Annotated in this window: 20 protein-coding genes; 10 read left to right on the top strand and 10 right to left on the bottom strand. The window is 51.5% G+C overall.

What is annotated here, in order from left to right; translation table 11 throughout:
• Window positions 1–84 precede the first annotated feature (84 nt).
• A complete protein-coding gene (gene rph, locus K7H09_RS07760) occupies window positions 85–807 on the bottom strand; it encodes a ribonuclease PH (RefSeq protein ID WP_230804366.1) in 723 nt (240 codons plus the stop codon).
• 478 nt (window positions 808–1,285) lie between these two features.
• Here rph and K7H09_RS07755 point away from each other — a divergent pair, with 478 nt between their 5' ends.
• Both K7H09_RS07755 and K7H09_RS07750 read left to right on the top strand, forming a co-directional pair.
• Window positions 1,286–2,998, top strand: a complete 1,713-nt coding sequence (locus tag K7H09_RS07755; protein ID WP_230804333.1) for a M10 family metallopeptidase C-terminal domain-containing protein — start codon at window positions 1,286–1,288, stop codon at window positions 2,996–2,998.
• A gap of 41 nt (window positions 2,999–3,039) precedes the next feature.
• Window positions 3,040–3,924 carry a D-alanyl-D-alanine carboxypeptidase family protein gene (locus K7H09_RS07750; protein WP_230804331.1) on the top strand — a complete coding sequence of 295 codons (885 nt, stop codon included), beginning with the start codon at window positions 3,040–3,042 and terminating at the stop codon, window positions 3,922–3,924.
• 122 nt (window positions 3,925–4,046) lie between these two features.
• Here K7H09_RS07750 and K7H09_RS07745 read toward each other — a convergent pair whose 3' ends face one another.
• The 5 genes from K7H09_RS07745 to K7H09_RS07725 form a co-directional block, all read right to left on the bottom strand.
• Window positions 4,047–5,603: an FGGY family pentulose kinase gene (locus K7H09_RS07745; protein WP_230804329.1), complete on the bottom strand. Its 1,557-nt coding sequence runs from the start codon at window positions 5,601–5,603 to the stop codon at window positions 4,047–4,049.
• Between the two features lie 13 nt (window positions 5,604–5,616).
• Window positions 5,617–6,609, bottom strand: a complete 993-nt coding sequence (locus K7H09_RS07740; protein ID WP_041157439.1) for an ABC transporter permease — start codon at window positions 6,607–6,609, stop codon at window positions 5,617–5,619.
• Entirely contained in the window at window positions 6,606–7,604 is a 999-nt protein-coding gene (locus K7H09_RS07735; RefSeq protein ID WP_161463629.1) for an ABC transporter permease, read from the bottom strand. Before K7H09_RS07735 ends, K7H09_RS07740 begins: the two co-directional genes overlap by 4 nt.
• The gene (locus K7H09_RS07730; protein WP_230804327.1) at window positions 7,597–9,084 is read right to left on the bottom strand and encodes a sugar ABC transporter ATP-binding protein; all 1,488 of its coding nucleotides are present in this window, start codon (window positions 9,082–9,084) and stop codon (window positions 7,597–7,599) included. Before K7H09_RS07730 ends, K7H09_RS07735 begins: the two co-directional genes overlap by 8 nt.
• Window positions 9,085–9,160: 76 nt before the next feature.
• Window positions 9,161–10,144 carry a substrate-binding domain-containing protein gene (locus K7H09_RS07725; protein WP_039857817.1) on the bottom strand — a complete coding sequence of 328 codons (984 nt, stop codon included), beginning with the start codon at window positions 10,142–10,144 and terminating at the stop codon, window positions 9,161–9,163.
• A 300-nt stretch (window positions 10,145–10,444) separates the two neighbouring features.
• Here K7H09_RS07725 and K7H09_RS07720 point away from each other — a divergent pair, with 300 nt between their 5' ends.
• From K7H09_RS07720 to K7H09_RS07685, 8 genes are all read left to right on the top strand, one after another.
• Entirely contained in the window at window positions 10,445–11,461 is a 1,017-nt protein-coding gene (locus tag K7H09_RS07720; RefSeq protein WP_009286319.1) for a substrate-binding domain-containing protein, read from the top strand.
• 105 nt (window positions 11,462–11,566) lie between these two features.
• On the top strand, window positions 11,567–12,445 hold the full coding sequence (locus tag K7H09_RS07715) for a YicC/YloC family endoribonuclease (RefSeq protein WP_230804325.1): 879 nt from the start codon (window positions 11,567–11,569) through the stop codon (window positions 12,443–12,445).
• A 291-nt stretch (window positions 12,446–12,736) separates the two neighbouring features.
• On the top strand, window positions 12,737–15,181 hold the full coding sequence (gene hsdR / locus K7H09_RS07710; RefSeq protein ID WP_230804323.1) for an EcoAI/FtnUII family type I restriction enzme subunit R: 2,445 nt from the start codon (window positions 12,737–12,739) through the stop codon (window positions 15,179–15,181).
• A 21-nt stretch (window positions 15,182–15,202) separates the two neighbouring features.
• Complete coding sequence (locus K7H09_RS07705; RefSeq protein WP_230804321.1) at window positions 15,203–16,987, top strand: class I SAM-dependent DNA methyltransferase; 1,785 nt, start codon at window positions 15,203–15,205, stop codon at window positions 16,985–16,987.
• Complete coding sequence (locus tag K7H09_RS07700; RefSeq protein WP_230804319.1) at window positions 16,984–17,922, top strand: PDDEXK nuclease domain-containing protein; 939 nt, start codon at window positions 16,984–16,986, stop codon at window positions 17,920–17,922. The genes K7H09_RS07705 and K7H09_RS07700 overlap by 4 nt, the downstream gene beginning before the upstream one ends.
• The gene (locus K7H09_RS07695) at window positions 17,923–20,136 is read left to right on the top strand and encodes a restriction endonuclease subunit S (RefSeq protein WP_230804317.1); all 2,214 of its coding nucleotides are present in this window, start codon (window positions 17,923–17,925) and stop codon (window positions 20,134–20,136) included.
• Between the two features lie 13 nt (window positions 20,137–20,149).
• Window positions 20,150–22,075: an AAA family ATPase gene (locus K7H09_RS07690; protein WP_230804315.1), complete on the top strand. Its 1,926-nt coding sequence runs from the start codon at window positions 20,150–20,152 to the stop codon at window positions 22,073–22,075.
• A gap of 2 nt (window positions 22,076–22,077) precedes the next feature.
• Window positions 22,078–22,896, top strand: coding sequence for a hypothetical protein (locus K7H09_RS07685; protein ID WP_230804313.1), 819 nt, complete (start codon window positions 22,078–22,080; stop codon window positions 22,894–22,896).
• Window positions 22,897–23,058: 162 nt separating this feature from the next.
• Here the strand turns inward: K7H09_RS07685 and K7H09_RS07680 are convergent, their stop codons facing one another.
• The 4 genes from K7H09_RS07680 to K7H09_RS07665 all read right to left on the bottom strand — a co-directional run bounded on the left by K7H09_RS07680 (window position 23,059) and on the right by K7H09_RS07665 (window position 25,134).
• Window positions 23,059–23,673 (bottom strand): hypothetical protein, encoded by a 615-nt coding sequence (locus K7H09_RS07680; protein WP_230804311.1) that lies wholly within the window; start codon window positions 23,671–23,673, stop codon window positions 23,059–23,061.
• The gene (locus tag K7H09_RS07675) at window positions 23,670–23,975 is read right to left on the bottom strand and encodes a helix-turn-helix domain-containing protein (RefSeq protein WP_230804309.1); all 306 of its coding nucleotides are present in this window, start codon (window positions 23,973–23,975) and stop codon (window positions 23,670–23,672) included. Before K7H09_RS07675 ends, K7H09_RS07680 begins: the two co-directional genes overlap by 4 nt.
• A 140-nt stretch (window positions 23,976–24,115) precedes the next feature.
• Window positions 24,116–24,529, bottom strand: a complete 414-nt coding sequence (locus K7H09_RS07670; protein ID WP_230804307.1) for a DUF1016 N-terminal domain-containing protein — start codon at window positions 24,527–24,529, stop codon at window positions 24,116–24,118.
• Between the two features lie 125 nt (window positions 24,530–24,654).
• Entirely contained in the window at window positions 24,655–25,134 is a 480-nt protein-coding gene (locus K7H09_RS07665) for an Lrp/AsnC family transcriptional regulator (protein ID WP_230804305.1), read from the bottom strand.
• Window positions 25,135–25,183 lie beyond the last annotated feature (49 nt).

Raw genomic sequence — 25,183 nt, 5'->3', positions numbered from 1 at the left:
ACCCTTGCTGATTAGCCGGGGTGACAAACAACAGGCCAGCTAAATGCTGGCCTGCTGTTTTTTACGCCTTACTCCTCACCTTCATTACCCACGAATACCCAGCGCTTCGCGCTGATGGTCGCGAAGCGCATCGCCCGCTTTCTCGGCTAAATCGAGCATGCCGTTCAGCTCGGCACGGGTAAAGGCGCCAGCCTCGGCGGTACCCTGCACTTCGATCAGCTCGCCGGTTTCGGTCATCACCACATTTAGATCGGTATCGGCCTTGCTGTCTTCCGGATAATCCAGATCCAGCACCGGCACGCCTTTATAAATGCCCACGGAAATGGCGCTCACCAACTGCTTGAAGGGGTCTGCTTTGATCTTCTTCTCGCGCTGCAGGTAACGGATCGCATCGATCAGCGCTACGCAGCCACCGGTAATCGCCGCGGTACGGGTACCGCCATCGGCCTGGATTACATCGCAATCCACGGTAATGGTGAACTCACCCAGCTTCTTCAAATTCACCGCGGCACGCAGGCTACGGCCAATCAAACGCTGAATTTCCAGCGTGCGGCCGCCTTGCTTGCCGCGGGTCGCTTCACGACCACTGCGGGTGTGAGTGGCGCGGGGCAGCATGCCGTACTCAGCGGTGACCCAGCCCTGATTCTTGCCGCGCAGCCAGCGCGGCACACCGGCTTCTACGCTGGCATTACACAGCACTTTGGTATCGCCAAACTCCACCAGTACGGAGCCTTCCGCATGACGGGTGTAATCGCGGGTCAGGCGAATCTCACGGAGCTGGTCGGCTTCGCGACCACTGGGGCGCACAACATCAGGACGCTTAGCACTGCTCACAAATATTACCTCTCGATAAACGCGTAACTGGGAAAAGCCGTCCATTGTACACGTCTGGGAGTGCGCTGATGGGCTTAACATCCAGCTAGCGTCTTGAAAGGGGCGTTTCAAGAGTAGTACGTAGGCATCCGAAATACGTGAGCGAAATAGGAACTTATGGACGGATGGTACTTCCGTCTCACGCAACAAGGAATAGAAGCTGCTGCGCGGCTCAAAATTGGCAACAAAGCACCATATCTGCGATGTGTTCGGTGAGCAGGAAATCGGTGGCTATAAGATTTATGGGCCTCTGGTGGTATTTGCTTGGAGCCAAGGGAAAGGAAATCGCCAAGCCACTACGCCCTAGAAAATGCGGGAAACGTCGTCTATTCAACATTGCATAAGCAACCAGCCTTGCGCAAAATCAGCTTTGGTATGGCCATTATCGATTTCGCAGCAGAGGCAACAGATCATGTCATTCGATCCAAACTATGTCGCCACAATTGAAGAGATCGTGGATGCCATCACAAATGATAACGTGACATGGGCTATTGGTCGGGCTGAGATCACATATAGCCTTGCTGGTTTGGAAGAGAATTATCGGAAAGATTTAGCCGTTGCGGCGTTCAAGGCTTGGAGTGACATCATTGATGTCACATTTGTAGAGGTAACATCCAATGAGAACGCCGATATTGTATTTAGTTTGACCAATCCGCAGTTCCACGGTACGCCCCCTAACCCCACAACACAGAGCCCAGGCGTGATCAACGTGCCCGACTTCGTGTTACAAGGTTCATTCGTGCCAGTGAGCAACACCATGGTTAGCTTAATGCATGAGATCGGTCATGTACTGGGCTTCCGTCATCCTGTGACGTATGGCTCTGGCGCCGTCTATGACGAGGACAGAGCCTTCGCCAACGATACACGGCAGTTCACTATTCTTTCCTATTTTGAACAGTCGAATTATGAGGGTGCGACCACGCTTCCGCCTACGACCTTACAGATGGCCGATATCAAGGCTGCAATCGATCGCTATGGCGCAAATGATGCGCGCCCAGGGAACGATGTCTATGGCTTCAACACGTCGACTAGCACCGCAGGCAGCGTCTACGATTTTACATACTATCAGGGCGATGCAAATCCCTTCCATTACCAGCCTGGCTTTGTCATCTACGACACGGGTGGTATAGACGTGTTCGACGTCTCAGGCTTTTCAAATGATCAGATCATTGACCTGCGGCCTGGCACTTGGTCAAACATTGGCGGAAACGTTCAGAACATCGGAATTTACCTCACCAGCTGGATCGAAAATGCGATTGGCGGATCTGGTAATGACACCATCACCGGTAATGATCTGAATAACGTACTCGATGGTGGTGCTGGTTCCGACGCAATGGCCGGCGGCAAGGGCAGCGATACATATTACGTCGACGACACATCTGATGTGATCTGTGAGAAGTTGAATGCGGGAACGGACAAGGTTCTATCGAGCGTAAGCTTTGTTTTGGGCTCTAACATCGAAAACCTAGAGCTTATATCGAGTGCAGCTATAGACGGCACTGGCAACTCACTGGCCAACGAGATCATAGGAAACAACGCGCGGAACAACCTCAATGGCGGCATTGGCGATGACACGCTCTACGGCCGCGACGGCGACGATTATTTGGCCGGCGCTGCCGGCAATGACACACTCAGAGGTGAAAACGGAGCAGATCTTCTGATCGGGGGCGATGGCATTGACCTGCTCTATGGCGGCAACGGAGATGACCATTTGCTCGGCGGAATGGGCAACGACAGTCTGCTTGGTGGCGCAGGTAATGATATTCTGCGCGGCGGCCTTGGCAATGACAGTCTCTGGGGACATGCAGGCGCAGACGTCTTTCGGTTCGATTCAGAAATCAACGGCTTGCCAAACATCGATCAGATTCTTGATTTCACGGTGAATGAGGACCAGATCCAGCTAGAGGACTCCGTTTTTACCGCCTTGGGATCGACGGGTCCACTCGCACAAGACGCATTTCAGATTGGAACAACAGCGGAAGATGCGGATGACCGCATCCTCTACGACAGCGCGACTGGCCACCTATCCTACGACCCGGATGGCAACGGAGCGATGACTGCTATCTGGTTTGCAACTTTGACAAATTCGTCGTCGCTGAGCGCAGACGACATCTTTGTCATCTGAATCCTCGTGACCATTGACGACAACAGTAGGGGATGACGGGATTGACTAATCACGCTCCGTATGATGAACACAAATCAATAGGTCCTACACCCGATCTCGCCGCGAAAAGTGCGATCTGTTTGCAGTTGCCCCACAACTCCACTGGCTCTGATGTCATCATCTATGAGAAGGATGCCGACAAGGCAATGACGCCTGCGTCAATCGTCAAACTGATGACGGCCGTCGTTGCTATCGAGATGGCAAGTAACTTTCAGTTGCCGAAAAGCTTCAAGCTAGAAATAGTTCCTGAAGATGATGTCGAAGGATCAGGTCGTAACCTTCATGCAGGAGACCGCCTTTCACTCGGCGACAGCATTGCTAACCTTTTGGTGCCGTCATCAAATGTAGCAGCCAATCTGATTGCGCGGACATTTGGCCAAATGATGCTGGGATCGAAGACAGGCACAAGTCACGACGCCGTGCAACGCTTCGTTGCGGAAATGAACACGACCGCTCGAAATCTGGGGATGACGAAATCGCAATTCCTGAACCCACACGGGTTGGCGGTACGCGGACAACGATCTACTGCCCGTGATTTATCATTGCTGGTTAAGAAATGTCTGATATATGGCCCGATTACGAGGGTTTGGGGGACCAAGGCTTTTGCTATTGGGATAACGGGACCGGTACCGCGCAGGCTGGTTTTAAAGTCTGCTTTTCACTCCTCAACGCGACGGGCTGTACCGGAATTCTCGCTTCCGCAATATCTTGGTGGGAAAACGGGCACGCTATGGCCAGCTATATTCAACCTGGCATCTGTTTCGGCAACTAAGAGCGGAGGGATCTGCGTCTCAGTATCGCTTGGGTCACCAACAGTAGAGGAGCGATACCACGACTATTTGAAATTGGTTGACCTCAGTAATGAATTAGCACGCGGCACCGTTTGAATCTGTACCTTGCACCGCTAATGATCATCGCTCCGGGTGGGAACGATGTTTATGTTTTGTTCACGGATTTCGGACACCTACGCACTACTCATGTAATGACCCCATGAAGTAGGTTGGTTGCGTCAATTGAGACGCCCTTCGTAAAGTTTCTTGAAAGCGGCATAACGCGCAGTGTGCAGCGCCTGCATTGCCTGGTCGGGCTCTAATGTTTGTTCGCCTGGGGTCAGGCCATTGGCAACGCTGAGCACCTCACCATTGGCCTGAGCAGCCAGCGCCGCCACGGCTACCCCAAGTAGTACGGGTTCCGGCGCATCCGCCAGCACAACCCGACAACCGGTACCGTCGGCATAGAGCTTTCGCAGCAGTGCTGAACGTCCATGCCCTCCGCTGAGGTGCAGGGTATCGATGGCATAACCATGGGCATTCATACGCTCTATGATGGCGCGGGTGCCGTAAACCAGCGAGGTGGCTGCCGCCCAATAGACCTTGATGAAGCTCTCGCGAGGAGTATCAAGGGTCAATCCCGTGATGGTGCCGCGAATTTCCGGATCGGCCAAGGGTGAGCGGTTGCCAATGAAGTCAGGACAAACATGGGTGTCAGGAGCTGGGTCGCCGGATGCCAAGCGCTCGAGTAGAAGGTCTGATAACGCGCCGTGAAGATCGTCGCCGAATTCACGGCTGGCTGAAAATAGTGCCGCCAGGTGATCTAGAAGGGCACCGGTAATGCTTTGCCCCCCTTCGTTGGCGACAAAACCGTCGCATAGCGCACCCGGATAAGGGCCCCACACGCCGGGTACCTCTCGCCGCACTGGCTGGGCCCCAATATGGCAGGTGGAGGTGCCGCCAATCACGGCAAGCCGGCGCTCGGGAGCATCAGCGAGGCTTCTGCCTAGCGTGCCAAGCGCACCGGCATAGGCATCAATCATGCCCACTGCGAAGGTACACCGAGTCGTCAGTCCCAAGTCATCGGCGGCTTCTTCGGTCAACTGCCCAAGTGCTACGCCCACCGGAAGGGCTTGTTCGGGCAGGCGGGCGCACTCGAGTACATCCTGCATATCGATCTGCTTTAGAAAGTCGAGATCCCAGCCATGATCAGGGCGTGGGTCAAACGTCCACTTGCAGGAGAGCATGCAGACCGAGCGTTCAAGAGAGCCGGTGCATTTAAAGCCCAGCCAATCGCCTAGATCACCTGCGTAGCTGATCTTTGCATAGAGCTCGGGCCGGTGCCGCTTCAACCACATGAGCTTAGGCATCTGCATCTCTGGAGACATGACGCCACCCAAGTTGCGTAGCGGCGCTGCCTGGGTAGCCGTGCACTCAGCGGCTTCTGCGGTTGCCCGATGATCCATCCACACAATGATATTCCACGCCTCATCGCCCGGTGAGAGCGCTAGAGGCTTATCCTGCTTATCAAGGAGCACCAACGAGCAGGTGGCGCTCACCGACATACTGGTGATGGAATCGGACGTCACACCGGCAACCTCGCGAGCACGCTGGGTTGCGCTGCATACCGCGCGCCAGATATCCGTTGAGCTTTGCTCCACGTGATGCTCGGCAGGGCGATGCATTGCAATCGGTGTTTTCGCTTCGGCCAGCATCACGCCATCCGGCGTGAAAATGCCTGCTCGGGCGCTGCCCGTACCGATATCAATGCCTAGAACATGTTCTTGATGACTCATGGGAAAACCTTACTCACGACTGTTTAATAAATGGCATACGTAGTGCCATTACAATAATTAGAAAAGCCCCCCATACCGCGGTGGCTAGATGCTGGCTGGCGCCCATCAGATTCATGCCGGAAGCGATTACCTGCAGGCTCATCAAGCCCAGCACCAGTGGCAGTACGCGGCCAAAGCCACCAAAGGGGTTTGCCCCGGCCAGAAAACAGGCCAAAACCGTAATCAGTAGGTAGCTCTCGCCGTGGCCTACACGTACAGAGTTAAAGCGGGCGAGCATCACCATGCCCGCTAACCCTGCCAAAATGCCGGAAATCGTGTAGACGGTGATCAGCACGCGCTTGACGTTAATGCCCGAGTACTCCGTTGCCCGAGAGTTGGAGCCCAGCATATAAATCGAAAAGCCAGTGCGGGTGAAATGCATGATGTAGATCAACCCTGCGGCAGCGGCGAGAAAGATCAGCATGGGGATTGGTATGCCCAGAAAACTGCCGCTGCCGATGGTTTGAAATACCTCCGGCATGCCTGAAATACCGCCACCGCGGGTTAAAAACTCACCCACACCCTGCAGAAAGATCATTGCCCCAAGGGAAACCAAAATGGGGTGGGCGCCCACATAGGCAACGATAACGCCAATCAAAAAGCCTGCGGCAGCGCCGACGGCAAGCCCGGCGATAATCGCCATGGGAACGCTTAGTATGCCCATGCCCGCCAGTAACCCCTGTACCAGCCAGGCGGTCATCAGCCCTGCGATATTGGCGGTAAAGGTAACCGAGAGGTTCAGGCCGCCGGAAATAATGGGTAGCAGCATCGCCAGTGAGAGTAACCCCAGCTCCGGCAGCTGCATCGACATCGAGCCAAAATTAGTGGCGGTCAGAAAGCCCGGTGCCAATAGCGAGAAGAGTCCAATACTGCCGATGAGCAGAGCCGTCATGGCGGCCACTTCAATGCTATCGCCCCCCAGGCGGAGTCCGGCCGTGGAGGGCTGTTTATTCAGGCGCTTATTCATACGTTCCTCGCCTTGGTGGTGCGGGGCAACAGGTTGCCTAGGTTGCTGGTGGTGATCGCAATCAAGATAATCAGCCCGACAATCATGCGGAAGGCGTAAGGAGTAACGCCCAGCAGGTTCAGGCCGTTTTGGACAACGGCGAGAAGCAGAACACCCAGTACGGCGCCGAGCACTGAGCCGCGCCCACCACCCAGGGTGGCGCCGCCTAGCACGACAGCCGCCAGAATTGGCAACTCCTGGCCTATCAAGGCGTTGGGCACGACCTCTTGTACGATATGTGCCTGCATCAGGCCCGCCACCCCCGCGCATAGACCCAGCCAGCCGTAGGCAAAGGCATGGATCTTCCAGACACTAACGCCAGAGCGGCGGGCGGACTCGGGATTTGATCCGAAACCGTAGATCGCGCGACCAAAACCGGTGCGGGCCAGAATGAACCAGGTGAGTATTACCATCACCACCATAACTGCCGCGGGTAAGTAGAGCGTGGCTGATCCGCGTTCGGCGGGTAGGTCAAGCAGCGGAACGGAGTAGTAGAGCCAATCGGGGATATCGTAGATGGACACCCCGCTGGTGAAATACATCAAGAGGCCGAAAAACAGGTTAAATGTGCCGATGGTGACGATGATCGAAACTATTCGGAAGCGATGGATCAGCAGCGCATTGAAGAGCCCCAGTAGCATGCCAACCAGCATCGAAAGCAGGATGCCAAGCAACCAGTTGCCCCCGCCCAGGTAATTCATCAGCAATGACAGCACCACGTACTGCACCACGGATGCCGCCACTGCGAAGGAAATATCTATCCCACCCGCAATCAGAACGACGACCAGGCCCACTGCAAAGATGATATTGACCGACTGATTGTTAAGCAGGTCGAACAGATTCTGAAAGGTGAGAAAGCTGTCGGTCGCTAGTGCCAACACTATGCACAGCAGCATGAGGATACTCAATAGCGTACCTTCAGTGCCGATCCTTCTGTTTAGCAGTCGTTTATGCATTGATGATCGCCTCCAGCGCTTCTTCCGTGGTCTCCGCAGGTATGACCTCGGAGTAGATGCGCCCCTCGCGCAATACGAGCGCACGGTCTGCGTTCATCCAGATTTCTCCTGCTTCATCCGAAATCAGAATGATGGCCATGCCCTGGTCGGCAAGATTTCTGATGATGTCGAAAATACCGGCTTTGGCGCCTACATCGACGCCAATCGTCGGGCAGTCAAGAATGAGAACGTCGGGTTCAGTGGCTAGCCATTTGGCGAGTGCAATGCGTTGCTGGTTACCACCGGATAATGAGGAGACCGCAAGCTCGGCATCACTCACCTTGGTTTTAAGCTGCTCAATCCAGTGGGCGGTCAGTGCCTTGATGCGCTGAGGGGAGAGAAAGAAGCGCGGTTTTTCCAGTTTTGGTAGTACTGTCACTGCGGTATTCATATTGATGGACTGGTTTTGCACCAGACCAAGATTGAGTCGGTCTTCAGAGAGGTAGGCAATGCGATGGCGCACGGCATCGCGGTTGGAGTTTAGCGTCAGCGGTTGACCCTCTTTTAGCAGTTGCCCTGAAGTGGGCTGGGTCATCCCAAAAATCGTGTGGGCTATTTCGGTACGCCCTGCGCCCAGCAAACCCGTCAGGCCAAGAATTTCACCGCGATGCAGGGTGAAAGAGACATTTTCAAATTCCCCTTCACGACTTAAGTTTTTAAGCTCCAGTACCGGGGCGCCTTTGTGCATTTCAGCACGGGGGGTAAACTCAAGTTCAAGCCCGGTCATCAGGGTTGAAAGTCGTGCCTGGGTCATCCCCTCGGTGGGGTAGGTGCCGACCAACTTCCCGTTGCGGAGCACGGTGACCCGTTGGCACACCTCCAACACTTCCACCAGCCGGTGGCTGACCAAGACAATAGAAATACCTTTCGCCGCCAGTGAGCGGGTAATGCCCAGCAGTGTCTGCACCTCTTTATAGGTAAGCGAGGCGGTGGGCTCATCCATAAAAATGATACTGGCCCCTGCACGCAGCACGCGGCAAATAGCAACGAGTTGGCGATGGGCAATCGAAAGGTCTTCAACACGGGCCATCGGATCCAGGTCGAGGCCAAACTGCTGAATGATCTCGCGGGATTGCGTCAGCGCATCTTTGTAGGAAATAGGCCGCCAAGGCTTGGCAACGTAGTCATCGAAGACGATATTTTCCGCGACGGTCAGGTGCGGGAACAGAGCGAGATCTTGCCAGATCACATGGATGCCCCGGTTGCGCGCCTCTATCGGGCTGATGGCAGAGAGGGTTTCATCGCCAAACGAAAGCTCTACCCCCGCTTCAGGTGTGTATACGCCGTTAATAATTTTAATGAGCGTGCTTTTGCCACAACCGTTTTCACCTGCAAGGCAAAGCACCTCACCCCGGCGAAGTTCGAATTCGACATCATCAAGCACCCGGCTTTGACCGAAAATCTTGCTAACGTGACGCGCTCGAATCGCGATATCGCCCATTGGAGGCTCCTCTCTCAACATCACTGCCGCGCTCATCAGGAGCGCGGCAGTCTGTACACGATCAATAAGCGCAGTCTTACAGTCCGAGCTCTGCCAGCTCATCCACGGTATCTTTGCTCAGCTTGAGTGGCTGTGAGGCAAAGATCGTTTTGCCGTCCAGGGTAATTTCACCCAGTACCGGCAATTCGGCGCCATCGGTAATCTCTTCGCCGTTATAGAGCATCTCACCCAGGGCAACGAACGCTTTGCCCGCGTCCAGAGGGCTCCACTGGAAACCACCGGTAATCACACCTTCGTGCACCAGACGGCGCCCCTGGCCAGGAGAAAACAGGCCCATAACGGCCACATCCCCTTCCAGCCCCCGTTCTTTCACGGCCCGAGCAGCGCCGATGGTTCCCTGGCTACCAAATGACATGATGCCGGCCAAATCTTCGTGGGCACGCAGCAAGTCCAGGGTGGTGTTGCGGCTGTCATCGACGCTTTCGGCAACGCCGAAACGATCAGCGGCCTGGGTCAAGCCCGAGCAGTTATCATCGAGCCAGCTCACGGCAGCATCTGCCCAGGCGTTGTGAGCGGGCACGCTGAGGCCGCCAACGTAAACGGCATAAGAGCCTTCGCAGCCGGTGGTGTCAGCCAATAGCTTGGCGTGCTCTTCACCTAACTGCTGCGCTGAAATCATTTCAAAGTCGTAGTCGATGTTGACCGATTCGGGGCTTTCATGGGTCAGTACGATAATTCCCTGATCACGTGCTCGTTCCAATACCGGCTCAAGAACCTCGCGATCATTCGGGACAACACCAATGACATCAACGCCACGGCTGATCAGATCCTCTATCGCACGTACCTGCAGGGCAGGGTCAGCGCTGGTGGGGCCTACCATATAGGCTTCTACTCCAAGCTCTTCACCCATTTGTTCGATGCCCATTTCCATGGCATTGAACCAGGGGATGCCACCCACCTTGGCGACCACGGCAATCGTAGGAGACTCCTGAGCCATTGCGCCGGTGCTGCCGATAATGCCTGTTAGCGTAGCTGCGGTAAGAAGTGCTTTGTATTTCATTGTGATTTCCTGCTTGCTGTTGGCTGACCCAGTCAGTGGAATAGAGTGCATTGAAGCGCTTTAATAGTGCTGCTGTACGTTGCGTCATGGTCAAATAAAATGGCGCAGACGCTTCCGAGCCTCACAATGCATAGGAGCTTTACACAGTGCTGGATACGTTGAGTGGTGCCTAAGCGATGCGTCATCGCTATCGTTATTGTCATTTAGTCGAGAATGCACAATCGGTTGTGCATAGCGTAGGATTGATCTATTGCATCATCACGTCAATGCTACTTTTATCTAATCGCAAGGAGCTGCCACGTGGTTAGCGACTCTTCATCCAAGCGGCTGACTATTTACGACCTGGCGAGGTTGGCAGAAACATCGCCCAGTACCGTCAGTGCCGTGCTCAACGGCACTTGGCAGCGCCGTCGCATCAGCAAGAAACTTGCCAGCAAAATTCTTTCGCTCGCCCAGTCGGAAGGCTACTCGGCCAACATGCAGGCCCGTGCCTTGCGGCGCGAACGCTCAGGTATCATCGGCATGATCCTGCCGCTGTACGACAACCGCTATTTCAGTTCGATAGCCCAACATTTCGAATCAGAAGCACGTCGACGGGGGCTGTTTGCGATTGTTTCGTGTACGAATCGAGATCCCAAGCAAGAGTGTGAAGCAGCCCGAATGATGCTGGCTTACCGTGTTGAGTGCCTGGTATGCACCGGCGCAACGGATCCGGATACGATTGCACAGATGTGTGCAGAGAGCGGCGTGCAAAGCATTAATCTCGATCTTCCTGGCAGTAAGGCACCGTCGGTGATTTCCAATAACCGTGATGGCGCGCGACAGCTTACCCATGCCATCCTCAACCGCCTTGCTGAAGAGAAGCGCAGTGATGACCCTGTGCTATTTATTGGCGGCCGTGATGAGGATCACAATACCCGCGAGCGTATTGCCGGCTTCAAGCAAGCGAGAGAGGAGGTGGGGCTGGCGACGGCGGAAGAGAATATCCTCCCCTGCGATTATGCTGCCGATAAGGCCCAGGCTGCGTTGGCAACATACATGCGTAATCGGTCTACTCTGCCCAGCGCTATGTTCGTCAACTCCACGATTTCTCTTGAGGGCATCGTTCGTGGGTTACAGCTAAATGGCTATTATCTAGATGACATTATTTTTGGTTGTTTTGACTGGGATCCTCTTGCCGCTGCCTTTCATCCGCGTTTGATGATGGTTCGGCAAAATGTGATCGAGATGATCGACCGCGTCTTCGAGCTGATTGATACGCCACCGCGGGATTCCCGTCTGCTCATAGAGGTTCAGCCAGAAATAATGGGTGTTTGATACGCTCTTTCGCACAGCATTTACTGAATCGAATGAATAGGCTAGCCATTTAGACACGACTGTTGGCAATGCTTTATACACCGTTATTCACTACCAGGATGAAACATGGCCACTTCCAGCCGCGTACACAGCATGACCGCCTTTGCCCGCACCGAGCAGGCTGCCCCGTTTGGCACGCTGCAGGTGGAAATTCGCTCGGTGAACCAGCGCTATTTAGAGCCTCACTTCCGCCTGCATGAAAGCCTGCGTGACCTAGAGCCAGTGCTGCGTGAAGCGCTGCGCACCCGTTTAGCCCGTGGCAAAGTCGAGTGCAGTGTTCGCTTTGAGAGCGCCGAAACCGCCCAAGCCCCCGCTGTTAACAGCGCCCGCTTAGCCGCCATTGCTGATGCGCTAACCGCCATTCAGCAGCAAGTGCCCAGCGCCGTGCCGCCCACCACACTTGCGCTACTCAACCAGCCCGGCGTGATGGAAACCCAGCACCTTGACCAAGACGCCATCAAGGCCGCCGCCAAAACCCTGTTTGATCAGGCGCTAAATGAGCTGATTGACGCCCGCGCCCGTGAAGGCGACAAGCTGGCTGAGATGATCACCACCCGCCTGACCGCCGTAAGCGAACAGGTCGCCACCGTACGCAGCCTGCTACCGCAGATTTTAGAGCGCCAACGCGCCCAGCTGCTGGAACGCTTGGAGGTTGCCAAAACTGAACTCGACCCCCAGCGCCTGGAAGCCGAGCTGGTGCTGGTGGCGCAAAAAGCCGATGTGGACGAAGAGCTGGATCGCCTGACCGCGCATATAGAAGAAGTGAGCCACCAGCTCGCCCAGAAAGGCCCCAAAGGCCGCCGTTTGGACTTCCTAATGCAGGAACTCAACCGCGAAGCCAACACGCTGTCGTCAAAATCGGTAGTGGCTGAGACGACACGCTGTGCGGTGGAGTTGAAGGTGTTGATCGAGCAGATGCGGGAGCAGATTCAAAATATTGAGTGACGAAGTATTGGTCTTGCTGAACGGGTAATGGCAATTCACCTTCTACCCTGATCTAAGTCAATGCGACAATGTGCAAGCACTCACTCTGGCTCATATATCAACCAATGCCGCTGTCTACTCAATTAGCTAATGGCCACTCCACCTTGTTGTGGAGGAAGTAATTCAAAAATGGCAAATTCTAGCGCAATGGAAAAACGTACATTTATTGTCTTTACCAGAGGTAGATGAGCGGATGCGCTGCGGTGTGGCAGATGACGATGACCATAAGCACAAATAAAGGGATGCATCTCGATGGATAAACACCAGCTCAGTGAGCGAGACATCTGCACCAAGTTCATCACGCCAGCCATTCTGCAGGCGGGTTGGCAACAGCATCAGTTTCGGGAAGAAGTGAATCTTACCGATGGTCGCGTTATGGTGCGGGGAAGGCTGGCTGCGCGGGTGAAAAATCCCAATGCGAAGGGCGGCCCCAAGCGCGCTGATTATGTGCTTTACGCCAGCCCCGGCGTGCCCATTGCCGTTATTGAAGCCAAACAATCAAAATTTTCAGTCGGCCACGGCATGCAGCAAGCGCTGACCTATGCCGAAATGCTGGATGCCCCTTTTGCTATCAGCAGCAACGGAGCAGGTTTTTTGCTGCATGATCGAACCGGCATTACTCATCCTATCGAACGAGAGATCTCACTCAATGAGTTGCCATCCCTGGCAAATTTGTGGCCTCTGTATCAGCAATGGAAAGGCTTGGTAGAACCGGAAGCGGTGAAACTGGTCGAGGAACCCTTTCATAGCGATGGTAGTGGCAAAGAGCCCCGTTATTATCAGCGTGTTGCCATTAATCGCGCCATCGAAGCAGTTGCCAAAGGCCAGCAGCGTGTGCTGCTCGTTATGGCAACGGGCACTGGAAAAACCTACACTGCCTTCCAAATTATCTGGCGCTTATGGAAAGCCAAAGCCAAAAAACGCATTTTGTTTTTGGCCGACCGCAACATTCTGGTGGATCAAACCATGCAACAAGACTTTGCCCCCTTTGGCGAAGTCATGCACAAGGTTACTAATCGAGAAGCCAAAAAGAACTACGAAATCTACCTTGCTCTTTATCAGGCGGTGACCGGCCGGGAAGAGTGGAAACAAATCTATCGCCAGTTTCCCTCAAACTTTTTTGATCTGGTCGTGATTGATGAGTGCCACCGCGGCAGCGCAGCGGATGATTCTGCTTGGCGTGATATATTAGAGTATTTCGGCAGTGCCACCCATCTGGGTTTAACCGCTACGCCGAAAGAAACCAAAGACATCAGCAACACCACCTACTTCGGCGACCCCATTTACACCTACTCGCTCAAACAGGGCATCGAAGATGGCTTTCTCGCCCCTTACAAAGTGATCCGTATAGCCACGGATGTGGATGCCGTGGGCTACACACCCGAAAAAGGCAAGATCGATAAACTCGGCCAATTGGTGGAACAGCGCCAGTTCAACACCAAAGATTTTGATCGCAACTTAGTGTTGGAAAAACGCACCGAACTGGTGGCTAGAAGAGTCTGGGAGTATTTGAAAGCCACCGACCCCATGGCCAAAACGATCGTCTTTTGTGACGATCAAGACCACGCTGAGCGCATGCGCCAAGCACTGGTAAAACTGATTCCAGCAGCCGCTAGTAATCGCCGCTATGTGATGCGCATTACCGGTGACGATAACGAAGGCAAAGCCCAGCTTTCCTACTTTATTGATAACGACGAGCCCTATCCAGTCATTGCCACCACATCTAAGTTGCTTACTACCGGGGTAGATGCCAAAACATGCAAGCTGATTGTGCTCGATCAAAACATCAATTCCATGACCGAGTTTAAACAAATGATTGGTCGTGGCACTCGCCTGCGCGAGGATTACCAAAAGCTCTACTTCACTATCATGGACTTCAAGGGTGCCACACGACTGTTTGCTGATCCGGATTTTGATGGAGACCCCGTCGTCATTTATGAACCCAAGCCTGATGACCCGGTAATCCCCCCTGACGAAATGCCGCCGGAAGATCTGCCACCCGATATCACAGGCACCTCTGGTATTGGTGAAGTGGAGCCTCCACCTTACGATACCGGCACAACCGGCGGGTTTGATGATGGCCGCAATACTGGAGAGAGAGAAGGCCGCACCAAATACGTGATCGGGGATGTCAATGTTCGGGTCGCTGTGATACTCGAACAGTATCTAGACGCCGACGGCAAACTGATTACTGACGACTACCGAGTCCTACTCAAAGCCGATATTCAAAAAGCCCTGCAGGCTGAATTTGGCAACCTCACCGACTTTTTGCGCCGTTGGAATGGGGCCGAGCGTAAGCAAGTGGTGCTGAAAGAACTTGCCGAACATGGGATACCGCTGGAGATATTGCAGCAAGCCGTTCCCAACGGCAGTGAGCTGGACGCTTTTGATCTAGTGGCTCATGTCGCCTTCAACCAAAAGCCTCTCACCCGACGTGAACGCGCCAATAATGTGAAAAAACGCGATGTGTTCGGTAAGTACGGCGAACAATCCCGCATCGTGCTCGAAGCCCTGCTGGAAAAATTTGCTGACCACGGCGTGCAAGATATTGAAGATGCCAAAGTATTGGAGCTGCCACCTTTCGACCAATTCGGCAGTAAAACCCAAATCCGTCGCGGTATTTTCGGTGGTATCGAGCAGTACACTCAAGCCATTCACGAATTAGAAAAAGCGCTTTACGACGACCAAAGCGCTTAACGACGAGTACTGGAAAACCTAATGAATCTCAGCAGCACTATCAAATCCATTCAAGACATCATGCGCAAAGACGATGGCGTCGATGGCGATGCGCAGCGCTTGGGCCAGCTCACTTGGATGCTCTTTTTAAAAGTATTTGACCAACGCGAGGAAGAGTGGGAAGACGATAACGCCAACTATCAATCACCACTGCCGGAAGAGTTTCGCTGGCGCAATTGGGCCAAAATGAATGATGACGGCCAAGGCAAAAAATCCCATAAAATGGCCCCGTCGGATATCGTCGGCTTTGTTAACAACCAATTATTCAAGGCACCGAAAGAGCTGGACGCCAACGCCAGCCCACAACACAAGGTCATTCGCAGCGTCTTTCAAGACGCCAACAATTACATGAAGTCGGGCACCCAGTTGCTGGCGGTGATCGAAAAGCTTGAAGAAGCCATTGACTTTCACGACTTTACGACTCGCTCGCAGATTGGTGATGTTTATGAGCAACTACTTAATGATCTGCGTGGTGCCGGTAACGCAGGGGAGTTCTACACCCCTCGCGCCATCACACAATTTATGGTTGACCGAGTAAATCCTCGATTGAAGCCACGCACCGAGATCGTGCTCGACCCAGCTTGCGGCACTGGTGGCTTCTTAACCGCCGCCATCGACCATTTGCGTAAACAGCGCACTAATAAATCTAGCACAAAGGAACAGCACGCTATCGAAGCTGCTATTCGCGGCATTGAGAAAAAACAACTACCGCACCTGCTATGCACCACCAACATGCTTTTGCACGAAATTGATATTCCCAGCCAGATCGAACATAAAAACACCTTAGGCAAGGGCTGGAACGAATGGAGTGCTAACGAAAAAGTTGACTGTATCATCACCAACCCACCCTTTGGTGGCTATGAAGATGACACGGTAGGTGGCGACTACCCGACTGACTTAAAGACCCGTGAAACCGCCGATATGTTTATGGCGCTGATTATCAAAAAGCTTTTAAAAGAAAACGGTCGTGCCGCTGTGGTACTTCCAGATGGGTTTTTGTTTGGTGATGGCATCAAAGGCACGCTTAAAAAGCTGCTGCTGCAAGAGTGCAAACTGCACACCATTATCCGGCTACCTAAAGGCGTGTTTGCCCCCTATACCACTATCAAAACCAACCTTCTGTTTTTTACCAAAGGCGAGCGGGTAGACGATGGCAGCGAGCATTTCCATACCGACACCATTTGGTTTTACGAACACCCCTATCCACCGGGCTACAAAAGCTATAGTAAAACCAAACCCATACGCCTGGAAGAATTTAAACCTGAGCAAGACTGGTGGGGCGATGAAAGCGATGACTTTGCCAGCCGTGAGGAAAACGAATTCGCCTGGAAGGTCGATTTTAAAACTAAGCGCGAACAGGCCGAAGCTGCCGCCAAACCGCATTGGGATAATGCTGAGCAGCTTAATAACCAAGCCAGCGCATTGGAAAGCCGCATTCGTGACTTGCGTGGCTCTATTAAAGGAAACAACGATAAAACACAACGCCAAAGCGTGGACGATGAAATTGAAAGCTTACGCAGCGAAAGTGAAACGCTGCGCTTAAAAGCCCGCGACGCCCAGTCCGCAGGCGACCGCCTTTACTGGCCCATCTTTAATTTGGATATTAAAAATCCGAATGGCCCCGAAGAAGAAAGCCATGACCCTGTCGATCTACTGGTCAAATACAAAAAACTCTTGGGTGAAATTGAAGAAACCGAAAACCAGCTCAAAAGCGAATTGGCGGCAGCCCTTGCTCACCACTTTAGACCAGAGGCAGAAGACGCATGAGCAAGCCAGCTTTACCGACTGAACAACAACTGCTCGGCGATATCCGTACGCTGATTGAGCAGGGTCGCCAGCAACTGGCCACAACCGTCAACAGCGCACTAACGATCCTCTACTGGCAAATTGGCCAGCGTATTCACCATGAAGTGCTTCAGGGTGAGCGTGCTGCCTATGGCGAGCAAATAGTCTCGACACTGTCGAGACAATTGTCATGGAGTCATTTTTTAGAGCTGATTTACCTAAAAGATACGCTTCAGCGCGACTTTTACAGTCAAATGTGCGCGCAGGAGAGCTGGAGTGTGCGCCAATTGCGGGAAAGAAAAAACACCCTGCTGTTTGAGCGAACCGTCCTGTCTAAACAACCTGAAATGTTGCTAACGCAAGAATTAGCCAACCTGCGCCAAACAGGCTCGCTGAGCCAAAACCTAGTGCTCAAAGACCCTTACGTTCTCGATTTTTTGGGCCTGAATGACCGCTACCTGGAAAAAGATCTGGAAGACGCTATTCTGCGCGATCTGGAGCAATTTCTGTTGGAGCTAGGAGCCGGCTTTAGCTTTGTCGCACGGCAAAAACGAATCCAGATCGACAACGATGATTTTTACATCGACCTGCTGTTCTACAACCGCCGGCTGAAACGGTTGGTCGCTATTGACTTGAAATTGGGCGACTTTAAAGCCGAGCACAAAGGCCAAATGGAGTTGTATCTGCGTTGGCTTGCCAAGCATGAACAGGAAGCGGGCGAAGCTGCGCCGCTGGGTATTATTCTGTGCAGCGGTAAAAAGCAGGAGCAAATCGAACTGTTAGAGCTGGATGCCAGCGGCATCCATGTCGCTGAATATTTGACTGCTTTACCCCCCAAAGAAGTACTACAAGCCAAATTGCATCAGGCCATTGAAAACTCACGGGCTCGCCTCGAAAACCGTGGCGAGGACAGCTAAATGGACGCACAACAGTTTTTGGCTGAGTTTGGGCATATCGTCAATGCGCCGGGGGGCGTGGCGAAGTTACGGGAGTTGGTTTATCAACTTGCCGTAACGGGAAGGTTAACACTTCAGCTAGAAGAAGATGGTACTGCGGACGTTGCACTATTGAACATTGCTCGTATCCGCCAGCGCCTTATTACCGAGAAAAAGTTTAAGCGTTCACCCAAGCTTGAGTCTGCACCATTAACACCCCCAGCTATTGTAATTCCGCCCGGTTGGCGATGGAGTCGATTACTGGATCTAGGTGAAATTAATCCCCGCAATCAAGCCCAAACTGATAGCGAATCTGTAGCTATGGCCACATTTGTTCCTATGGCCGCAGTTTCTGAGAATCACTCAGAAGCTATTGCAGGTGTAGTAAAACCTTGGACAGAAATCAGCAAAGGTTACACCCATTTTGCTAACGGCGATGTGTTGCTCGCCAAAATTACGCCGTGCTTTGAAAACGGCAAATCAGCGGTGGTTCGTGGGCTTGAATTTGATATTGGCGCTGGTTCTACAGAATTTCATGTTTTCCGCCCCATAAGCCAAGATATAAATCCTGCTTATATATACCTTTTCGTTCGCTCGCCTTTATTTAGAGCCAAGGGCGAAGCCAGCATGACAGGTACTGCTGGGCAAAAACGTTTACCCACCGACTACTTTGCACTTTGTGCTATGCCGTTGCCGCCAACTGATGAACAATCTCGCATAGTCGCCAAAGTTGATGAGCTGATGGCCTTATGTGATCAGTTGGAAACGCAGCAACAAAAACGCCGCACCCTGCAAAATCATTTGCGCCACGCCACTCTGCAAGCCGTGGCCAACAGCCAAAGCCCCCATGAGCTGCAAGAAAACTGGCAGCGTCTAGAAGGCAATTTCGGGCAACTGTTTTCCACGCCGGAGGATGTGGCCGCTTTCAGAGGATTAATACTCGATTTAGCCGTATCGGGAAATCTATCTGATATTGAGCTCCGTCATGACTCAACGGGCACTGAACTGCTGGAGACGATAACGAAACAAAGAGTTGCTTGGTCAAAGGAAACCGATGATCAGGAGAAAAAAGAAGCACAAAGCATGCTCAAGAAACTACGTACGCAGCAGTTCAATGTTCCTGACACTAAGCTACCAGAACACTGGATTTGGGCTACATTTTTGCAAATTTCTAAGGCTATTGTGGACTGTCATAATAAGACTGCACCTTATGTGGCGAGCGGAATTCACCTGATTAGAACAACTGATATTCGCAATGGTGAAATGAATTTAGCCAATACAAGAAAAATAACCGAAGAAACATTCTCCTACTGGGCAAGAAGAATGCCGCCTAAAGCCGGTGATATTTTCTTTACAAGGGAAGCTCCAATGGGTGAAGCGGCAATTGTGCCCGAGGGTGAAAAAGTATGCCTTGGTCAGCGCACAATGCTTATCCGGTTATTTCCTGAGTTATTTAATAATCGATTCCTGCTTTATGTAATTAGAAGCCCCAGTTTTCAGACTCGCATGGTGGAGGCTGCAATTGGAATGACGGTAAAGCACTTGCGCGTGGGTGGCGTTGAAGATCTAGTGGTTCCGGTTCCTCCAAAGCAAGAGCAAGACTCGATTGTTGAAATCATCGATGCGCTGTTTGAAGTATGTAATCGCTTTGAGGAACAGTTATCGAAGAAGCAACGCATCGCAGCAAACCTAGTATCGAGTGCAGTTGCCGCCCTCACCGGTATCGCTATTGAGCAAGAGGAGGAACCCATGAAAGCCCCGAAAACTGAACTAGTGTCTCCTGTGCGTTTGGGTACGCCGCCAGATGTCAAAGCCCAGGCACCACTGGCCACTATTCTCGCTCGGCGTAACGGCGAAATGAGGGCCAAAGATTTATGGCAGCACTGGGGGCTCGATAAAACAATCGACCAATTTTATGAGCAATTAAAAACCGAAGTGACTAACGGTTGGGTGTTAGAACCTACAGTTTTATGGCTAAAGGATGATTTGAACGTAGACAAAATTTGTTTTGAAGACAAAGCAGCAAAACTAATTTGCCTAATAAAAGAGAATGGCGAAGCCATGTATGAAAATGACTTATGGCGAAAATTTGGACAGAGCAAAAATGCCTTCGATGAACAACTCGAATTAGAAATCCAGAATGGATGGATCATTCAGCACTCACCAGCTGAGAGCAAAGTCCTTCAAGAAGATTAAGGAATATCCTTAAATGCAACTAAAACACCTTGAAATTCCGGAATTCCGTAACCTTCGCAACTTGGAAGTGAGTTTTGCCACCGAGCTGGATACAGCCACGGGTGCGCCCACGAATGAGCCTGCCAAACGCATTCGCAGCCATGCCTTGATCGGCCAGAACGGCACCGGCAAATCCAATCTGATTGAGGCGTTGATCACCTTGTTTCGTGATGTGGATCTCGATCAGGAAGCCGCCTTTGACTACACCCTGGAATATGAAATTCGTGGACATATCGTGCGTATTGAAGCGGATACTGCCAAACAAAAACGCCCTTATGTGTGGGTCAATGGCAAAAGCGAATCTCAAGGCTATCTGCTCAAAAACCGAGAGCTACTGCCCTCGCATATTTTTGCTTACTACTCGGGCCGTAATGAGCGCATCGAGCAGTTATTTCAGGAACATCAACGGCGTTTTAATCAGCGGCAGGAAATCACCACTGATGAGGTTTTTTCAGATTCCGAACTGAACGCATATACCAACTCCCCGAGGATAATTGACCTCCAAGACGAACTCAGAAAATTCGAAGGGAAATCAGTCAATGAAATGAGTGAAGAGGAGCAAACTGAGTATCAGGCAATACAATATGAACTCAAGCCATTTGAAGAACAAAGAGCTAAATTTCTCGACCGAGCTGAAGAGCAGCGCCAAAAGCGGCGAGAAAGATTAGGTGATGACCGATTACGCCGTCTGTTTTATTGCCGGGGCGGGCACAGCCAGTTGGTGCTGCTGGCCTGTTTGCTATCCGACGACCCGGTATTTCAAAAGGTACTGAATAATCTGCATATCGAATCACTGGAGTCCGCTCTGTTTGTACTCAAAGAGCCCCACCGGCTGCGCGAAAAACGCCGTGGTGGTAGGTTTGACGAACATGAACTGATTGAGGGTGATCCGCGCTTTTGGTATGCCCGTGGCAATGTGGTCAGTGAGTTTCTGGATAAACTCTGGCAAGTGGCCTGGGCCCCGATTGAGCAGGAAGCCAGCAAGCAAATTGATTTTCGTGGCCGCACCGAAAAGCAAAAACAGCTGTACCTTTATGTGCCGAACAATAAAAAACTTAAAGAACTAGGCGAACTGGTTGGTGGGCCTGATAGCTTTTTCCGTTATGCCGAAGGCGCTTATATTGGCGATTTAATTGACGAAGTTCGTATCACCGTCAAGAAGCGAGACGAGCACGGTGGCAAGGTGAGTTTTACCCAACTTTCTGAAGGCGAGCTGCAAATGCTCACCGTACTCGGGTTGATGCGCATCACCCGTGAAGACCACTGTTTGTTTTTATTAGATGAACCCGACACTCACTTAAATCCTATCTGGAAATTACGCTACTTTGACGATATTGAAGGCGTTTTAAGTTCTGGAAAAAAATCGTTGGTGCAAGGTGAATCGCAAATCCTGATCACCACTCACGACCCGATGATGGTTGGTTCACTAAGAAAAGAACAGGTTCACATTATTAGTAAAAGCGATGGTGACACATTGATCAAGCCACCTGTTGCAGATCCTCAAGGGATGGGTGTATCTGGCTTGTTAAAAAGTGAGATGTTTGGTTTGCCTTCTACTCTAGACCATCACACTTTGAACATGCTGCAACGTCGTAACGATTTGCTTGCCAAGCGCAAGCATGAAGGTTTGAGTCATGAGGAGCAGCAAGAACTTGATTACCTAGTGGTTCGCCTTGATGATTTAGGGTTTTCACGAGAATATCGCGATCCGATGTATCAGCTCTTTATCGAGCAAATGTACAAAGTGCGCAGCAAGCCGCTTGATAAACTATTTAGCAAAGATGAGTTAAACGAACAAAATGCTAAGGCCGAGAAGATCATTGAGCAGCTAGTAAAAGCCCAACGTATGGATGATTTGTCATTGCTCGCGCAAGAGCTGGCTGAGAAGTTGAAGGTGTAGGCATGCGAAAAGTAATTATTACAGGCACACCACCAGCCGATTGGATTGCCGAAGCCGAGGCTATAACTGCGCAATTACAAGGCGCCCCTGATGAAGCAGCCCGGAAAATTATACTTGATGAACATGAAGGCTTCTGGCGAGATGCCCGTATCCGTAACTGGCTTATGGGTCAATTTGCCAATAAGTGCTGGTACACCGAAGCCGAAGAATCTATATCCCCGATTCATGTAGATCATTTTCGCCCCAAAGGCCGTGTAAAAAACCTAGATGGAAGTTACGAAAGTGGCTATTGGTGGCTCACGTTTAACTGGAAAAACTATGTAATAGCCGGACACTTGATCAACAGTAAAAAAAGTGATGTGTTTCCTATTATTGCTGGCGAACAACGTGCTGCTGTTAATTGCTCAGAGATGCTGCTTAAGCTTGAGGGTGCAGTATTGATTGACCCATTAACTGACCAAACACGTCTGATCTCCTATGATAGAGATGATGACGGCTGTGTAGCGGTATTAGCTGGTGGTATTGATGAATTAGAGCAATTCAAAGCAGAAAAAACTATCGAAATTTTAGGTTTGAATCGTATTAACCGCCTAAATCAAAAGCGCGGTAAAAAGTGGGATGAATGTCTATCGATAATTGAAGACTATCGTGGGGCTAGGACACAACATGGTGTCCATGCTTTGGTTTGGCTAACGAAGGAAATGTCGATTGCTCGCTTAAAGGCAACAGTAAAATACGATATGGAGTTTTCATCAGTAGCAGAAGCTTGTATTCGAAAAAAAGCACCTGAAGCAGTGATTGCTGCAGTATTTGAACGGTAGGGAAAAAGACAATGAACAAACTCCCAATCAATCTCAACGACCTACTATGCCAACCCATCAGGTACAAAATCTGCTGGAACCCGGATGCAACCATCTGCAACCGATTTACCTTCGCTAACCAGTTCGCAAGTCTTGACTTCGGTTAGGTAGAGTGATGGTCGGTTAGAAGCTCGATGGCAGGTATTTTTGCTCGTCAGTAATACAGGCTTTTGGTCTTGCATCGCCCAAAGAAGAGCCGGGAGAAATCAACATTTTCAACCACCGATAGTATTCATCACTGTCGATGTTATCGTCTTTTTCAATTTGGATGGCGGCATGCTCTAACTCGCGAAGCGATGCCATGGGTGGGGCCGAAAATTCGGCATTGTTATCAAGAAAATGAGGTGAGTCTGGTCTTTTAAAGCGAATTCCGCCCATACGGTAGGAATCATGTACCCCAAGCAAATAATCGAGCTCCGTTAATCGATTGCTCGGCCGAATACCTTTGCGATTTTCGATAGCCGTCCTGCGCTGCATCAGAATACGTCCCCAGCGATCTGGCGATGAATCTAGAAAGGCACGAAAGTTTTTATCGGCTTCGTCATTGTGAAACTCGCCGGCATGCAGAGTCAGCAAGGGGTCAATTTGCAAACAGTAGGGTGATTTTAAAAAAGCTTTGTCATAGGCAAAGCTAAATACGCCGCCACGACTTGAGTCACTATAAGCCAACAGACCAATTAATAATGGTTGCTCAATGGGATGCCAATCCGCATAAACCTCTACCAACTCACGGCTCATTTTGAACCTTCCAGAAGTTTGATGTTTTGCAGTTTGATGCCTAGCTCGTCATGTGCAGCCACTTCAGAGAAGTTACTTTCCATGCCTAACACAGCCATAATTTTCAAATAGGTACCAATTGCCACACCAGGATCGCCAGCAAACACCTTGTTCACCGTTTTATGATCAAAACCCGTTCGCTCGCAGAGCATCTTCTTGGTTAACCCACGCCGCTTCATCGCTAGCAACAAATCCTCCCCAAAATGAGTGAGAATTTTGAGCTGTTTTGGGAATAGCACACGGTGTAAGTCTCGCTTTGCCATATAATCACCAATAAAAGGACTATATTACCATTTTTGAAACTATAATGGGAATATAGTCCAATGCTTGTAAGTTAGCCAATCAAAGCACGAAAAGCTAGGTACTATGTTCCCATTTTTTATTAAATTATGGGAATATAGTCCTAGGTTCTGGCGCTCCAACTTTGGTTGATAGCTTCGTGCAAATACCAGTCGCGGGCTTGGGCGTTTTCCACCCGCAGCAAAGTGCGGTAGTGAGTCCAGCTCAAAACGGTACGCACTGCGTTCCGTTTTGGAAAGCTTTGATAAAACTGGCGCATATTGCGTAGGTTGCGGACATCGAAGCCTTTGCCTAGTCGTTCGGTAAGCTGTTGTGAGAGCTGCTGTAGTTGTTGCTTACCATACTCGGCACGGCTATTGCCTTGCTGTTCGTGCTCGACAATTAAACGGCCTATTTCCCAGTAACTTTGTACCATGGCCGTATTCGCGGCTTGGCGAACCTGCCCGCGTGCCTGCTCTATCTGTTGGGTAATCGCGCTAACAAGGTTGCTAAAAGCGATTGGGCTCTGCTCGGTCATAAGCTTACCCTTTGCGTCATAGAGTAATTACAGCTGGTTTTAATTTAACAATATCAAATTTTGCCGATAGAAATAGTCGGATAAGCGGTCGTCATATCGGCAGTGCGAGTAGCCTGCTGGCTCGCTTACAGTCCCAGCAACTCTCCAACCGGCAAGTGGCTTGTCGCCTTCATTTCCCGTAGGGAAATATTAGAGCGGATGCTCGATACCCCCGGCAACTGGCGCAACACTTTCTCCACGAAGCGGCTGTAATCATCGAGGTCACGGGCGATCACCTGCAAGAGAAAGTCCGCTTCGCCGGTGGTGTTGTGGCAGCTGAGCACCCTAGAGCTGGCCTGAATAATGCGTTCAAACTCAGCAGTGGCCGCCTCGCTATGCTGGGTGCAGGTGATCTGCGCAAACGCCAGCACGTTGCCGCCTAGCTGTCGGCGGTTCAATGTGGCTTGGTAGCCTTCAATCACGCCCAATTCCTCCAGGCGTTTATGGCGGCGCCAGCAGGTGGCTTCGCTCATTTCTAGCCGCTCGGACAGCTTGGCGTTGGATAGCCGACCATCGGCTTGAAGGCTATCGACTATTTGGGCGTCTACTTTATCCAGTTGGCTCATTTGAAAAACTCTTTCATGTTGATGCGCTTGATAGAAAGAGTGCTTCAAA

Source organism: Halomonas sp. IOP_14 (genome assembly GCF_021021315.1).
Classification (GTDB): Bacteria; Pseudomonadota; Gammaproteobacteria; order Pseudomonadales; family Halomonadaceae; genus Vreelandella; species Vreelandella titanicae.
Note: the sequence above shows the minus strand (reverse complement) of the source record. Positions and strands in the feature narration are given on the sequence as shown.

Excerpts from the sequence above, each read along its gene's own strand:
- K7H09_RS07675 (WP_230804309.1), bottom strand. The coding sequence starts at position 23,975 with ATGGCAAAGCGAGACTTACACCGTGTGCTATTCCCAAAACAGCTCAAA.
- K7H09_RS07665 (WP_230804305.1), bottom strand. The coding sequence starts at position 25,134 with ATGAGCCAACTGGATAAAGTAGACGCCCAAATAGTCGATAGCCTTCAA.
- K7H09_RS07715 (WP_230804325.1), top strand. The coding sequence starts at position 11,567 with ATGGCCACTTCCAGCCGCGTACACAGCATGACCGCCTTTGCCCGCACC.
- K7H09_RS07680 (WP_230804311.1), bottom strand. The coding sequence starts at position 23,673 with ATGAGCCGTGAGTTGGTAGAGGTTTATGCGGATTGGCATCCCATTGAG.
- K7H09_RS07695 (WP_230804317.1), top strand. The coding sequence starts at position 17,923 with ATGGACGCACAACAGTTTTTGGCTGAGTTTGGGCATATCGTCAATGCG.
- K7H09_RS07705 (WP_230804321.1), top strand. The coding sequence starts at position 15,203 with ATGAATCTCAGCAGCACTATCAAATCCATTCAAGACATCATGCGCAAA.
- K7H09_RS07725 (WP_039857817.1), bottom strand. The coding sequence starts at position 10,144 with ATGAAATACAAAGCACTTCTTACCGCAGCTACGCTAACAGGCATTATC.
- K7H09_RS07690 (WP_230804315.1), top strand. The coding sequence starts at position 20,150 with ATGCAACTAAAACACCTTGAAATTCCGGAATTCCGTAACCTTCGCAAC.
- hsdR (WP_230804323.1), top strand. The coding sequence starts at position 12,737 with ATGGATAAACACCAGCTCAGTGAGCGAGACATCTGCACCAAGTTCATC.
- K7H09_RS07730 (WP_230804327.1), bottom strand. The coding sequence starts at position 9,084 with ATGGGCGATATCGCGATTCGAGCGCGTCACGTTAGCAAGATTTTCGGT.
- K7H09_RS07670 (WP_230804307.1), bottom strand. The coding sequence starts at position 24,529 with ATGACCGAGCAGAGCCCAATCGCTTTTAGCAACCTTGTTAGCGCGATT.
- K7H09_RS07745 (WP_230804329.1), bottom strand. The coding sequence starts at position 5,603 with ATGAGTCATCAAGAACATGTTCTAGGCATTGATATCGGTACGGGCAGC.
- K7H09_RS07685 (WP_230804313.1), top strand. The coding sequence starts at position 22,078 with ATGCGAAAAGTAATTATTACAGGCACACCACCAGCCGATTGGATTGCC.
- K7H09_RS07740 (WP_041157439.1), bottom strand. The coding sequence starts at position 6,609 with ATGAATAAGCGCCTGAATAAACAGCCCTCCACGGCCGGACTCCGCCTG.
- K7H09_RS07735 (WP_161463629.1), bottom strand. The coding sequence starts at position 7,604 with ATGCATAAACGACTGCTAAACAGAAGGATCGGCACTGAAGGTACGCTA.
- K7H09_RS07755 (WP_230804333.1), top strand. The coding sequence starts at position 1,286 with ATGTCATTCGATCCAAACTATGTCGCCACAATTGAAGAGATCGTGGAT.
- K7H09_RS07700 (WP_230804319.1), top strand. The coding sequence starts at position 16,984 with ATGAGCAAGCCAGCTTTACCGACTGAACAACAACTGCTCGGCGATATC.